8 protein-coding genes and 8 pseudogenes are annotated in these 13,943 nt (G+C 57.8%); 10 read left to right on the forward strand and 6 right to left on the reverse strand.

Annotated features, from left to right (window positions below):
- Window positions 1-306: 306 nt before the first annotated feature.
- Both NKJ09_RS32050 and NKJ09_RS32055 read left to right on the forward strand, forming a co-directional pair.
- Complete coding sequence (locus tag NKJ09_RS32050; RefSeq protein WP_352764727.1) at window positions 307-681, forward strand: hypothetical protein; 375 nt, start codon at window positions 307-309, stop codon at window positions 679-681.
- Window positions 682-774: 93 nt separating this feature from the next.
- Complete coding sequence (locus NKJ09_RS32055) at window positions 775-1,134, forward strand: gamma-glutamyl-gamma-aminobutyrate hydrolase family protein (RefSeq protein WP_352764730.1); 360 nt, start codon at window positions 775-777, stop codon at window positions 1,132-1,134.
- Window positions 1,135-1,320: 186 nt separating this feature from the next.
- On the opposite strand, the pseudogene NKJ09_RS32060 reads toward NKJ09_RS32055, so the two are convergent.
- A pseudogene (locus NKJ09_RS32060) lies at window positions 1,321-1,529 on the reverse strand (hypothetical protein); the annotation flags it as partial.
- Here NKJ09_RS32060 and NKJ09_RS32635 point away from each other — a divergent pair.
- A pseudogene (locus tag NKJ09_RS32635) lies at window positions 1,522-1,919 on the forward strand (transposase); the annotation flags it as partial. The pseudogenes NKJ09_RS32060 and NKJ09_RS32635 overlap by 8 nt on opposite strands.
- A gap of 165 nt (window positions 1,920-2,084) precedes the next feature.
- On the opposite strand, the pseudogene NKJ09_RS32065 reads toward NKJ09_RS32635, so the two are convergent.
- From NKJ09_RS32065 to NKJ09_RS32080, 4 genes and pseudogenes are all read right to left on the reverse strand, one after another.
- Window positions 2,085-2,978, reverse strand: a pseudogene (locus tag NKJ09_RS32065) (IS91 family transposase); the annotation flags it as partial.
- Window positions 2,979-3,094: 116 nt separating this feature from the next.
- Window positions 3,095-3,923, reverse strand: a pseudogene (locus NKJ09_RS32070) (IS66 family transposase); the annotation flags it as partial.
- Between the two features lie 7 nt (window positions 3,924-3,930).
- Window positions 3,931-4,167, reverse strand: a complete 237-nt coding sequence (gene tnpB, locus NKJ09_RS32075; protein ID WP_352764732.1) for an IS66 family insertion sequence element accessory protein TnpB — start codon at window positions 4,165-4,167, stop codon at window positions 3,931-3,933.
- A pseudogene (locus tag NKJ09_RS32080) lies at window positions 4,145-4,539 on the reverse strand (hypothetical protein); the annotation flags it as partial. The gene tnpB and the pseudogene NKJ09_RS32080, both read right to left, overlap by 23 nt.
- A 1,407-nt stretch (window positions 4,540-5,946) precedes the next feature.
- On the opposite strand from NKJ09_RS32080, the gene NKJ09_RS32085 reads away from it, so the two are divergent.
- The 5 genes and pseudogenes from NKJ09_RS32085 to NKJ09_RS32105 all read left to right on the forward strand — a co-directional run bounded on the left by NKJ09_RS32085 (window position 5,947) and on the right by NKJ09_RS32105 (window position 10,866).
- On the forward strand, window positions 5,947-7,185 hold the full coding sequence (locus NKJ09_RS32085; protein WP_352764734.1) for an ATP-grasp domain-containing protein: 1,239 nt from the start codon (window positions 5,947-5,949) through the stop codon (window positions 7,183-7,185).
- Between the two features lie 183 nt (window positions 7,186-7,368).
- Window positions 7,369-7,570: pseudogene (locus NKJ09_RS32090) on the forward strand (hypothetical protein); the annotation flags it as partial.
- A gap of 626 nt (window positions 7,571-8,196) precedes the next feature.
- Window positions 8,197-8,676: a cobalamin-dependent protein gene (locus NKJ09_RS32095; protein ID WP_352764737.1), complete on the forward strand. Its 480-nt coding sequence runs from the start codon at window positions 8,197-8,199 to the stop codon at window positions 8,674-8,676.
- Window positions 8,673-9,703 (forward strand): annotated as a pseudogene (locus NKJ09_RS32100) (aspartate-semialdehyde dehydrogenase). The gene NKJ09_RS32095 and the pseudogene NKJ09_RS32100 overlap by 4 nt, the downstream one beginning before the upstream one ends.
- Entirely contained in the window at window positions 9,700-10,866 is a 1,167-nt protein-coding gene (locus tag NKJ09_RS32105; RefSeq protein ID WP_352764740.1) for an amino acid kinase family protein, read from the forward strand. Before NKJ09_RS32100 ends, NKJ09_RS32105 begins: the two are co-directional and overlap by 4 nt.
- 676 nt (window positions 10,867-11,542) lie before the next feature.
- Here the strand turns inward: NKJ09_RS32105 and NKJ09_RS32110 are convergent.
- Window positions 11,543-12,883, reverse strand: a complete 1,341-nt coding sequence (locus NKJ09_RS32110; protein ID WP_352764743.1) for an ISNCY family transposase — start codon at window positions 12,881-12,883, stop codon at window positions 11,543-11,545.
- A gap of 183 nt (window positions 12,884-13,066) precedes the next feature.
- Here NKJ09_RS32110 and NKJ09_RS32115 point away from each other — a divergent pair.
- Window positions 13,067-13,165, forward strand: a pseudogene (locus NKJ09_RS32115) (DDE-type integrase/transposase/recombinase); the annotation flags it as partial.
- Between the two features lie 219 nt (window positions 13,166-13,384).
- The coding region (locus tag NKJ09_RS32120; protein ID WP_352764745.1) for an IS4/Tn5 family transposase DNA-binding protein at window positions 13,385-13,943 on the forward strand (559 nt) is incomplete at its 3' end.

Below are 13,943 nucleotides of genomic sequence, written 5' to 3' on the forward strand. Positions count from 1 at the left end.
AAAAGCCCTTCATCATCGCCTGGTCGCTATGGCGACGACGACATCAGGCCGCGGCCACCATCTGTCACTACAAACGGCATCGACATCCGCAACTGTAGTACTAAAGTGCTCCTGAGAGGGCTGCCTCCCCTTTCGCATCTCGATACGAGATATCGACGATCTGCAAAAACCATTTGGAAGAACACCGCGTCAGCCGTGATCATATGGTGGTTACGTCCAGGTGTACTAACATTAATGCGAAGCACCTGAATGATCCCGCGGATAAAAGCGGGCGGGTTTGCTTGTCACCTGTCTTTGGAGGAACCGATGGAGTTCAAGCCTCGCGAGAACGGCTTTCGTCCGCTCCATTCCGCGGAAAACTATGATCCTGTCGGAGCTGATATGTTTTCGACCTATGGAAAGGATCCGCGGATCGACACGGATGCCGATGTAACAAACGAGATGGTGAGAGGATACGATACGGACCTGGCGCTTTCTGAACACGTTTTTTACGAGAGCATTGTAGCCATCAGCCGATTTGAGCAAAATCCGATCGAGCTTGGACGCTCCAAAAGGTTTGCCAACCGCCGTGTCCCGCGACTTGCAACCGGGCAAGTAGGGGAAAAATTCTGGATCGTCTCCAAAGAGCCATTTGGAACTGAGATCACTATAGTGAACGACATTGGACGTATCAGACCCTGATTCCACACTCAACCAACGTTACGCAACGGCGGTAATAAGACAAAACATCGTCTACCCGTGAGTCGGTGTCACTTAGGCAAGTTTCGGGCCATCATGCCTTATACGGGTGCGAGCACGCTGCCTTTGATCCGCAAGGTGCCATCGAGCGACAGCCGTGATGAGCGATTTGCAATCCGCCAGACGTTAAGAGTCAAGATGGGTGGCTGCCTCTCCGACATGCTCGGCGTAGAGAAAATTAAGGTAAATTGTATGCACCGCCAAGCAGTAGGCCGGCTGGGGCCACAGCTTGAAGTCGAAGCTGTGACCGACGATGGAACTGTGGGAGCGGATCGGTGGGGAAATGCTCGCAGGTTCGCCATTCCCACCCGTCCGGATTTTTCGCGCGTTCGGAGATGCGGTTCGTACCCGCGCAGCGATGAGGATTGGCGGATCGCGAGCTGCAAAATGCTTTAGCTACGCTGACACTTTTGCGTCGGTAGTAGGCCAAGGTTGAAACAAGCTAACCCGCCCAGCTATCGGATTAGGGCCCGGACCCATAAAGGGCTCCATTGATGCGGCTGTCCAGATTCACGGTCTCCAGATGGAGGCCATTGATAAATCGCGACCATTTTTGGCTGACGAACGGCAACCGGCCGATTATTACCGCGCTAATTTTGCTTTGGTGCGCGCGATGGGCTCTTCGTCGTCGACAAAGCTGTCGAGGAAGTCGTTCCATTCGTTGGTCGAACGACGGGCATGGGCGAGCTTTGTCTCAGCTCGTCAATGCCACCGTCGGCCAGGTCGGTGATTGCCTCGTCCGTGCCATCGTAGACGCTCATGATACTGCCGTAGGAGAGGTTGTCGCCGTTGCGCCGATCGGTTCCGATTCGCACCTTCGGGGACTGGACGACCCGCCGCCCGGTTATGTCGAGGTTGACTCGTGGCCCATTCCGGCACCTCCTCGTCCGGTAGCTTTGTGCAGACGATGGTTCTTACCGATATCGCTACGGGCTGGAGCGAGTGCGTGCCGGTCCGGACCCGGGAAAGCGGTCTTGTGATCGCTGCCATCAAGCGGACCAGATCGCTGTTTCCCTTTCCGCTGCTGGGCGTCGACTTCGACAATGAGAGCGCCTCATGAACGAAGTCGTGGTCTGCTGGTGTCGAAGTCAAGGATTGAAGTGACCCGTTCCCGGGCATATCGAAATAATGATCAGGCTTGGGTCGAGCAGAAGAACGGCGCCATCGTCCGGAGGCTGGTACCGCCGCCGCCGCCGCCGGACCTGACCGCCGACTATCGCCAGCGTTGCCGCTGTCAGGACGCTCCCTGGACATCTGTCCGGGCTGCGGCGGCGTCGCCACGGAAGGTTCGTTGCTGCAGAGGCGACGGCAACGCTCGATCGCCTCTATGAGGTCATGGGCTTGTGCTTGGACTTGTCGTGATGGCGAAAGTCCTTCCAGCGGAAGCTGAGCTTGCCCTGGTCCAGGCTCACGAGCCGGCTGGCGAAGGCGACGCGATGGGTGTGGCGGCCCAGATAGGCGAGAACCTGTTCGGGACCGCCGACCGGAGCCTTGGCGTCGACGACCCATTCGATCCGCCTCAGTCCAGCCAGTTGGGCGCAGAAGGTGGCAGGGTCGGCCAGCCTGGCGAGATCGCTGAAGAAGCGAAGCTGGCCAGCGTCGGAGGCGTCCTGCAGGCGCTCCAGAAATAGCCGCCTGAACAGGCGCGACAGAACCCGCAGGGGCAGGAAAAATCCCTGCCGGCAGGCGATCCGTCGCTGGTCCCCGGCCTTCGCCGTGGCAGGCTCGAGCGACAGGCCGCCGCCCCGGCACGACGCAGTGGACATGCGGATGATGGCTGAGATTTTGGCCCCAAGTATGAAGCACGGCGACCACGCCGATCTCGGCGCCCAGACACCTGGATCGGCCGCCGCCACCCTCAAGGCTTCAGATGCGGGCCTTGAACAGGATCGCGAGACCGCCGCCTTGTCCTGGAAGGCGATCTCAGGGATCTGGGCTTGAACGGTGAAGACCACGTGGAAGTATGGACTGGCAGCAGCTCAGCCTGCCGCTCGGCCAGCCACTGGGCGCGGGCTAGGCCTCTGCATTTAGGGCAGTGGCGGTTGCGGCAGGAATTATAGGCTTGCCGCACGAGCCCGCAGTCGGTGCACTGTCGGCGTGACCGCCCAGGGCCGCGGTCCGGCACGCCTCCACCGGGCGATGACCCGGCGCTCGACACGCCCGAGATGGCCGGCATGGTCGCGGCGATAATCAGCCCCGTGACGGTGGAATACATCCGCCACTTCCAGATCCGGGCGCATGACGCGCGGCTCAGCCGGACGGCGTGATCTCCATGTGGAGTTGGTCAAAAGGACTGGCGGTCCGGCCGATCACAGCCGTTGAGACCTGGGCGTATAGTGTCGTCGTCGCCAGGCTGCGATGGCTGACCTGCAATGTCGCGCTTGATGTCGTATAGCGCACCGATACGATCGAGGCCTCTCGCGCGATCTCGGATTTGTTCGAGGTCCAGATATTATGGAAGTCATGTAGCCAATGCGCCCAGCAGGCCGCCTCACGAAAGCGGCGTATCCTGCCCGCTCCTGGCTCATAAAACTACCCTTTGTATCCATCGGCTGAAGGATGCCACTCGCCTGCGTGAGATGGTGGTGAACGTGGTCTTCCTTCCAGTCCGGGGCGAAGTAACAGACCGCACCCGGTGGAGCCGCGCCCGCCCATGGACGCTGATCCAAAAGTCCAGATCTGCCCTTCTTCACACCCTTACCTAACCCCATATCTCGTAGAGAGCGATCCAGCACCCGGATCGGGGGTTGTCGGCGTTGAGGAGATCGCGCGGCCTCGATCCGCTCGATCGGCGGCTGGAGTATCTGCGTGGCGCGACCCCACCAGTCGACCAGCGTGCTGTCAGGAATATCGGCACCCATGCCAGCGAAGATCTCATTCAGGCGATACAGTGGCAGATGGTCGTCGAACATCGAGAAGGAGTAAGCCAGAAGGCCTGCGCCCGCCATGCTGACTAGGATCAGCCGGCTCGGCGCTGGCTTTTCGCAGCAGCGACAGGATTTCTCTGCGCGGCGATCATGCCGAGAATTTCGTTGGCGTCTTCGCCCACAAGACGCAAGTCACCTCCACAATCTGGGCAGCAGGCCCCAGGATCGAGTTCCCTCCGCCCGCGAACTGCCTTCGCCGATACGCGCCGGACGGCGGCGCATGATCGCGTTTGCCGAAAGCGCGACAGGGGCCACCTCGTGGGGTTCATTGACCGGTTTCGTGTTTCGCTTTCTGCCCCGGCAGTCGGGACGTTGAATCAATTCCTTCCCATAACATCACCAATTGCGCCGTCGTCAGGCGAGCCGTCCCATCGGCGGCTGACGGCCACGGAAAGCGGCCCCTCTGGAGGACCTTGTAATAGAGGCAAAAGCCCTGGCCATGTCGACGATCACCGCACTGGAAGTCGGCCGGTTTGGCCCCCAAGCCGCGTCGCTGCCGCAAGGCTCTCCTGGAGCATGGCCATCAGCCGCTCCTCGCCCATGCGCAGACGCCAGCGCGTCAGCGAGCTGCGGTCGAAGGGCAGGCGGTGCTGGAAGAACTCCTCGCCGCAGAGCAGCTGGTAATCGGGGTTCTCAAGCCAGCGCTCGCACAGCGCCTCGTCGGAGTCGGCAGCGGCGGCCGGCCGGGATCGTCGTCATAGACCGCGCCAAGCCGTTGTTCGAGGAAACGCCAGTCGATCGACCGGGCCAGTTTCACCGCCGCATGATCCATTTTGAGGATCTGGTCGTGCCGGGATGATCGTAACAGGTCGGTCTGCCCGCTTTCGCGCCGTCCTTCGGCCGCATCGCTCGCTCCCTCGCAGCTTCGCCACAACAGTCGAATCGCGCGTACGGGCACGTTTTCAAAATCAAACGCAAACTGGAGCAGAATCCTAGATGGAATCAAAGGCTTCCGTTCTTCACGGTCGACGGGACACGATTTAGCCCGCCTGCCTCGATCGCTGCGACGTCCCCAGTCTGGCGCGACAACCAGTGCCCAATCGAACGTCTGACGGTTCCTCCGCGGTTTTAAGTTGTAACCTCGACCGGTGCGCCTACCCGGAATGGTAGTTTCGTTGCCGGCCGTTCTTTGGTACTCGCCAATCCCAGCAAGAATAGAAACGGCTCCAATTGCCCCTCATGTTCGGTATCGCTGATGCGTTCGCTCAAGATGCACATTAGCGGCTACGGTCGCTCCCAGTCTCGAGAGTTATTTTCCCCTCAACGGCATTGCAATAGACCATTAATCCTGGCTCCCGGCTGCAGGTCAACCCCCAAACAAGGTAGTATCATCTATTATGTTCCGCATTTATTAATGACCGATCATTTCAACCGAATTGCACCCTTTCAACCGCGTTGCCGGAAATGGTTGTGAAAGAACTATGAGACAAAAATGAACGAAAAACCGACAAACCTTGAGGTGTCAAGATCTATTTGCTTTTTTTATTCTATAGCCCGCAGAAATGGCATAGAACTCTCAGTGGGAGAAGATTTCGACGATTATGCCGAGATCATCGCAAATCTTGTTGGGAAATATCCGACCTACCCGAACTTCCGCTCCGATTGTTCACGGCTCGAACCTGGCCGGGCGTTTTGGATCGTCGGACGAGACCAATCTGGCCAAGTAGCGCATGTTCAAGCGCTTCGTGTAGACGACCTGACGAACACCAACTTGGCTTGGCACCTCGAGTCATTGAAAGCTTGCTTTGAGAATCCTCGGAGCCAAGCCGCGCCTGGCTCATCATGTCGTTGCTACGCTCCCACTGCTCGGTACATAACGCGGATCGTAGCTTATCATGGCGACTTTTGGCTCCGAGATGATTTTAGAGGACGCGGCCTACCTCGCACGCTTGCAGGTGTTGCTTTTGGGCTGGCGTTGGCGAAGTGGTCACCCGATTTTATTTATGCGCTTGTCCCAACTTGGATAATCGAGAAGGGAATAGCCGATCAATACGGATATCTTCACAGAGAACGAGAGGGGGCGGTTTTGTGCTTACCCGAGCTAGGTATCGATGATGACGATTGGCTTGTTTGGCTAACGCAAGACGAATTGTCCAATTTCATTAGCCGCACAGCGCAAGTATAAAGCTGATACGTCCCCTGAATCTCGTTTAGGAGATAGAGGTTCATCTACCATCAATCTCCCCGGAAAATTAATAGCGACGGAGATAGAATATAAGATTAATAAAACTCGTGCTGTTCACCCTTAGTTCCGTACAACACCAAACACAATGGAAATATGATGTCAGACAGAGCGCTCATCCTGGTCGAGGGCAGTAATACGGGTAATGGTCTTCTCTACGTCAAGGCAGCCAAGAATCTTGGACTTCGTCCAATTACGCTCTCGGCTGATCCATCCCAGTATGGCTATCTATCTTCAGAAAGCATTGATGCAATCCGTGTCGATACAGGCGATGTCGATGCTCTGGTCGACGAATGTTCCCGTCTAGGGGCCACTTATGAAATTGTTGGCATTACTGGCTTTACGGGCCTCGACGAGTCGGTCTATGCGACAGTTGGCATGCTCTGCCGACATTTTAAGCTACCGGGCCCGAACCCCGCAACCATTGAGCGGTGCTGCGACAAATTCGCTCAACGTCAACTCCTTGCAGAGGCCGGTGTTCCAGTGCCGACTTATCGAGTGGCAGCGAATGCGACGGAGGTGGAGTGTGCTGCCGCGGAGATTGGGCTTCCTGTGATTCTTAAGCCAGCCGTCGGCAGTGGCAGCGCCGGCGTCCGACTAGCCCGCAACGTTGATGAGGTAGCCGAACATACGGCCTTTCTAATGGGCGGAAAGCATATGTGGCGGTCTTCGCCGAGAATTCTGGTCGAAGAATTCGCACAAGGCCCCCATTATACCGCTCAGATAATGGGAAATGAGGTCATTGGGATTGGGACTGTTGAGTTCGGTCATCCACCGCATTTCGTCTATCGTCAGTTCACTTTTCCGGCCATGCTGAGTGACGATGAGCATAAGCGTATCGTCGATGTTTCGCTGAGCTGTTTGCGAGCTCTCGGCCTTGGCTGGGGTCCAACGAACATTGAACTACGGTGGACGAAGCATGGCCCGATTGTCATTGAAGTCAATCCGCGGCTTGCTGGTGCGCCCGATCCCCAACTGGTCCAGCTGGCTTACGGCGTTGATCTAATCACCGAGCACATCAAGCTTGCCATTGGCGACAAATGGAATTTGCGTAGGAGCCGGTCACAGACCGCAGCCGCGCGAATCCTCGTTCCTGATCGCGATGGGATCCTCGATTGGATCGGTGGCAACAGCCGGGCTGCTACTGTATCGGGTGTGGCCGAGGTGAAATTCTATGTTGAACCCAAGACTCCAATCGTCAGGAAAGGCGATTACCGAGACTGTCTCGGATGTGTCACGGCTGTTTCACCCAGCCTAGCTGAGACCGAGGCGATACTCCAGCGTGCCGCCGACTTAATCGATTGGTCAATCATACCGTTTACGGCCATTGGTGACTAGTATCACAGTTACAAGTCGCGGCCGCTAACGCGAGCTTGCCGAGCAAGTCGCCGAGGCCATCGACGCTGGCGACCTGCCCGATATTGCCGTCTTGCGAAAGCTCCGGCCCGGGTGCGGCTTGCTTCCCTCAACGGCTATGAAGCCTTGATCGGCGCGGCCTGTGCGGGAGACGTCGCATGCCGGCCGCAGTTTGCCGAACAGGCCGATCGTAGGGATGGCCCTGCCGGCCATTGCCATGCATGAGCTGGCCGAGCGCGATCGGCGCCGGATCGAATGCCATCTGGCCGAAGCGCATCTGCCGCCTGGAAATACACTCGATAGCTACTTCGACAGCGTACCTATGGTCACCAAGGCGCAGGTCATGGCCATGGCTGCCGGCGACAGCTAGAGTAGTCTGGGCTCGTAATTCACCTCGAACGTTTCACCGGGCGCCTCGCCCCCCCCTGCCGGCAAGGACTTCCATGGGCGGGCGCGGAGGAGATTCAAGGAACAGCTGCGACGCTCCCTGAAAACGACTACTCCCGGGCCGCGACGCCTAGGACGCCTAGACAGGACGGTGTCCTTTTTGCAATAGCTGACATCCTCACCGGGCCTTGGGCAACCGCATGCCAATGGCGGTCTGGCGCCATGATGTGACCGGCCCCTCGACGACAGGGCTGTGGACATGACGCTTCTCCATCGGCGAAGCTTGGACAACGCGCACGCGTTGCCTACAGGCCCATAACTGCAGCAGCAACAGACAGGCGCGTGATGGGGACAAGGGATCGAAGGCGGCCAAGCTTCTGAATAAGAAGCCCGCCCCGGAGGTCCGCGGACCGGGCCTACTTCAGCACCTCCAACATCTGACGGTATGCTGGACGTTTTTCAGCGTGAGGCACAGCGAGAGCAGCCAACTCTGCCCACCTACTGATCTCAGTAGTTTTTGAGAATTCCATCTCGGTATAGTTATGGGCGGTCATCGGCGGCCAAATCCCAGCCGGGAGCTTGACGCGATCTCAATAGGAGGAAGCAGTGAACATTTCAGCTACGCCGCGATTTGCCACCGAACCGTCCCCTGGAGATCGTGTCATTATTCTCGGCGTTGCGGAGAGTGATGCTCATGTGGTTGCGAATAAGCTCATCGAATATGAGCTTAGCCTCTCCGGATTTAGGGTGATCAACCTCGGCGCATGCACTCCTGTCGAAGAGTTCGTGGATGCGTTCCAGTCACATCCATACGCCGATGCGATGGTTATTGGAAGCTTAAATGGCCATGCATATGAAGATTTGAAGTCAATAAGAGATGCAAAGAAGGACCTTCTTATTTCTTGTCCAATCATAGTAGGCGGCAATCTTGGCGTAACCCGAGATCAAGCGGCCAGAACGAAAGAGGAATTGCTCTCGATCGGCGTGGATTACGTGCTTGATGACGCGGCGGCATTGCCTTTGCTCTTGCATCAGCTCCCCCGACGGAACACTGTTGTCGCACCTCCCGAAAGAGGCATATCATGAGAACCTTAGATATTTCTATCATTGGCGCCACCGGGGCCGTCGGCGTTGAACTGATAAAGTTGTTGGAATCAAGCCAAATTCCGGTCTCTCGGTTGCGGCTGCTGGCGTCCCCCAATTCGACTGGTCGACAGTCGAAGTTCCGAGATCAAATCTGCATCGTGGAGCCACTCGGCGAGTTCAATGATGCCAAAACCGATATCGCATTCTTTTCCGCGGGTAGCGCAGTAAGCGCCGAATGGGGACCTCGGTTAGCAGCCCAAGGTGCCCTGGTGATTGACAACTCCAACGCCTTTCGAATGGACCCTGATGTACCACTCGTCGTACCGCAAGTTAACCCGAGTGCGCTCGCCGTTCGCCCACGGTCGGGCATCGTCTCAAACCCGAATTGCTCCACGATCCAGCTGGTCAGAGCCCTGAGACCACTGGTAACTGCCTTTGATATTCATCAGATCATTTTGACCACCTACCAGTCCGCGTCGGGGGGCGGCTTGGTAGGAATTGACGAGCTATTGAACGGGACCAGAACCGCACTGGATGGGCGCGCAGCACCTAGCGCGGAGCGTTTCCCTTTTCCTCTTGCGTTCAATGTAATACCGCAAATTGGAGAGATCGCCCCGGAAGGCGTGACACTCGAAGAGCGCAAGCTCGTTCAGGAGTCTCGAAAGATTTTTGGCGCGCCTCATCTCCGGGTGACATCCACATGCGTCCGAGTTCCGGTAATGAACGGCCATTCCGAGGCGGTATACCTCGAGTTCGAAGAGCCGGTTTGCCTCGAAAGGGTAAATGAGTTACTCGCAAAGAGCCAGGTGTTCGGCTCTATGCAGACGGAATTCGCGAAGGATATCCCACGCCGCGCTTTCTGGAAGATCCGGCGGTTGTTCACGTCGGCCGGGTTAGAGTAAACCCCGAGAACCCGCGCGCGCTCTGGATTTGGGTTGTCGCAGACAATCTCCAGGTTGGGGCCGCGCTCAACGCACTTCTCATCGCACAGCTTGCAATTGCTAACAATGCGATTGGTGGAACATGAACGCGTCCGTTTTGAAATTCGGGGGCTCTAGTTTTTTGGATCCTCAGGACTATGGTCGAGTTGCTGGGCACATAGCCGGCCGACTAGCGGCAGGTGAAAAGAAGATCGTTGCCGTGGTCAGCGCGATGTCGGGAACAACCGGTAACCTGAAAGCGGTCATGCTCGATGTCAACAAGCAAGCTTCCCCGTCGAACATCGATGCGGCACTCGCAACCGGAGAGATGCTCAGTGTCTGCCTTTTGGAGGCTGCCGTCAGTCGGTTAGGGATTCCCGTAACGTCTTTGAACGGCTATTCTCTTGGAATATGCACCAATTCAGACTTCGGTCGCGCGTCATTAGAAAATGTAGATTCCAAGCCAATTATTGCAGCATTGCAGGCACATGACGTTGTCGTTGCGGCAGGCGGCCAGGCGATCGATCGCTCTGGCAGGTTAACTATGCTCGGTAGAAATAGCTCTGATCTGACAGCTATCGTTATTGCGTCAATGTTGGAAGAGAACGCTTGCGAAATATACTCGGATGTTCCCGGCGTCTATACGGCAGACCCTTATATCGTCCCACCAGCACAACTGATTCCGGAGATTGGCTATGGGGCAATCGCACAGATGTCGCGACACGGCGCAAAGGTACTCCACCACAGGGCGGTGAATTACGCCGAAAGGCACGCGGTCACAATTGTTTGTAAATCACTCACTGGCGACGGAGCTGTCACGGGCACGATTGTAACAGGCCATGGGAACGCCCGTTCCGTGACAGTGGCTCGCGACGCGGCGGTGATAGCATGCGGCAGCTTCGCGGAACGCGACAACCTCCACGCACTTCTTGATCGACATGACATCAGTACGATCTGTACGGAGGTCAACGACGGGCCAAGCATATGCATTGTAGCCGATATTGATTTTGCCATGCGCCTTGTCGCGCTGACGGGCACCCGCTTAATATTCATCGGATCACGAACCGTCGTGACAGAGATCGATTCTTCAGTGTTGCGCGTCCATTTGGACGGCGACTATGAACGCGCCATTTCCCTGGCGCGTCAGATCCACGAACAAATGTATCCTGGAGCGGTTGACGAAATATCTGGATTGAGAAAGGCTAAACAGCGCTCGGATTATAGTTCTCTGCTGGTCCGTGAAAATAATGCGCCGCGAAATCCAAAGTAAACGCCGCAAGGCATCGGTCAACAACGACGTGAAATAATAACAATTCCGACATCTAGGGGCTCTCACATTCGCCATTTGTGGCCATGACGTCTATTCATCGACGAAATATACTTGATTTCCTTTGCGACGGTTATCTCTCTGCGCTGCTTCCGGTGTACCTTCTTTCGATCGGTCGAGACGAGATCTTCGTTGGCTCGACTTCAGAAACCGGCGTGGCAGCCGCCAACTTGATAATTTTGCTCAGTCCTACTCTTACGCGCCGATTTGGCGTGCGGAGGCTTGCACCCATCGGCGGACTACTCTATGCAGCACGCCTGCGCGACCATGGTCCTGAACGAGTGTACGGGGCTCGCGCGACTTTCCTTTACTTCCTGAGCTACATCTGCAATCAGGCGGATGGGGCGCTGCACTTCACGATAGGCTCGAAATGCAATTTCCGCGCTATCAAGCGACGCGGACCGATTTCTCAGCTTCATGGTCTAGTCTAGTTTCCCGTCCATAAACGCCGGTATTTCGCAGCATTTGCAATCTCTTGGATCCGACCGGAAGCGCCGTTGACGGGCATGGACAGGTCAGGAATAGTTGATGATCGACAAAATGCAGTGCTTGGCAACGATCGGACGCACGCCATTGCCGGCGGCTCTGCCGGCGGGACGGCTGCGATGCCGAGCCGATATCAGGTCGGCCTGAGGCGGATGAAGAGGACGAGGTTGTAGGCCGCGACCGAGGACCAGACGTAGGTTTTGAAGTGATCAAGGCCGCGCCAAGTGCAGCGCGCCAGTCCGTAAGCGCGTTTGAGACACGAGATGCCAGCTTCGATGCCGGCGCGAAAGTTGCGCAGCTTGCGATAGACCCACTTGGTTCTGACCATATCCTCGATCTTGAGGCCGGCTTTCTTGTGGAAGGCCATGTCGGAGACGCCCCACGCCTTCGCCGTGGCCAGGTTGTCGCGCGTGGCGAAGCCACCATCGGCTGCTGCCTGCCGTGGCGCCTGACCCCAAATGCCTATGTGACGCTCCAGCATCGGCAGCAATCGGTCGCTGTCGGCCGGGTTGCCTTTCTCGATCACCAGATCGAGGATCATTCCACTCTTGCCGGTGGTCAGGTTGGGCTTGTGGCCATACTCGGTGTCGCGGCTGCCTTTGACGATGATATCGGCATGCTCTTCGAACAGGCTGACCAGCTTCTCGCCGGCCGACACCGGCGCGCCGGCCAATACCCGCCGCTCGCTCTGTCTGATGATGCGTTCGACCAGCGGCCGATAGTGACGGACCTGGAGCTGCCACAGTGCGATGGACGGTGTGCTCGCCAGTACCAATCGCTCGCTCGCCTGCTCCAGATAAGTCAAGGTCGCACGGGCGATTGCGATCAGCTCGCGGTAGAGTTGGACCCGATTGGGTCGACCGCGCGTGAACTGGATCTTGCGAGCCCGCTTCTTGGCTGCGCGGCAATGATCGCGCCATGCTGAGCCGGCACCGCCGACCAAGGCGTCAGCCCGCTTCAGCAGGCGCACCATGACCCGCACGGCATCCCAAAGCAGGCTGCTGTCGCTCGGCTCGTGCATGAGTGCCGAGGTCACGGTGCTGTCCAGCCGCACGACTGCGCCATCTTCGAGCTTCGCCTGCCGAGCGCTCGACAGCAGTACCCGATTGACCTGCTCCCAGGTCTCGGACCGGATCGCACTGATGGTCCTTTGCAGCACCGACTTGTGCGGGCTCCATGACAAAGGCAGGCGAGCAAAGGCGCGAAACGAAGCGGAGTCCTCAAGATGGAACGCCAGCTCCTGGTAGCTCAGTTGCCGGTATTGCTTGAGGATCGCGCAGCGCAACACCGTTTCGGCAGGCAGGCCCTGCCGTCCGGTGGCCTTGACGTCGACCCGCACCAAATCGCGCGCCACCAAGCCAATAAGATCGCGATGCTCATCCAGCCATTGCGACATCGCCTTCAACTCGTGACCGATCTCGTGCGTGGCGAAAAGATCGAATATGCTGGCTTGGACGGTGCGTTCTTGGCGCATTGTCGGCTCCGGCGGTGGCAAGGCTTTGGAATCAGTGCATGATCCAAGATACCTGAAACCGCCGGGCCTTGCTCGCGCAAAGCCGCGATTCATCCAACAGAATCAATCGTTTGCCGTTTATGGACGGAAACTAGTCTAGGCTGCGTTTAGCACATTAGGGTTAACCTGCGGACCGATGTTGGGAAGCGTGGCATCAGCGGCAGATGGCATGTCGACGAAACCGATCTCAAGCTTCGTGGCGGGTGGATGTGTTTGTATCGCGCCGTCGACAACGTCGGCGAGGGTCGAGTTCTGGCCCGCTGAGCGATCTCCCGGCAGCGAAGTGCCGGTGGAAGTCTCCACCAGCACGGGCGAGAAGCAGACGACCATCGGTGGATGGTTGGAGTGACCGAAGTACGCCTCCGGCGAAGCTTTCGATTACCCACATCGTCGGCGGGCCTATTGCCGCGTATGAATCTGCTGTGATTCTGTCCGTGACGCCGAATCACGGAGGCGTCACGGATGCGAGACAAGAACGGCAGCAGCGAAGCCGCTTGGCAGGAAGAGCTTTGCGCGGCGGCCCTTCCCGACAAGCGCCTGGTCCGCCGCCTGCAGCGGTTGCTGGATCAGCTGTCAGCAGCGCCGGGCAAGCCGATCCCGGCGGCCTGTGGCGACTGGGCAGCGGCGAAGGCGGCCTACCGCTTCTTTGACAACCCGCGTGTGACCGAACACAGCGTTCTCGCCGGCCATTTCGCCGCGACTGCGGCCCGCGTTGCGGCGAACGAAGGTCCGATCCTTATCCTGCAGGACACGACCGAATTTATCTACAGCCGCGCGCACAAAATCGGCTTCACCACCAAGACCATCAACGCCGGGCGCTACAGGGCTGGGCAGCCCAACGTGCTGACCTTGTGCGGGGTGCTGATGCATTCGAGCTTGGCCGTCACCCTCACCGGCACACCCCTCGGTCTGACGGCGGTGAAGTTCTGGACCCGAACGAAATTCAAGGGAACGCTCGCGCTCAAGCGGCACATCAATCCCACGCGCGTGCCGATCGAGACGAAGGAGAGCTACCGCTGGC

Origin of the sequence: Mesorhizobium sp. M0189 (assembly GCF_040322135.1) — a bacterium.
In the GTDB taxonomy this organism is placed as follows: Bacteria; Pseudomonadota; Alphaproteobacteria; order Rhizobiales; family Rhizobiaceae; genus Mesorhizobium.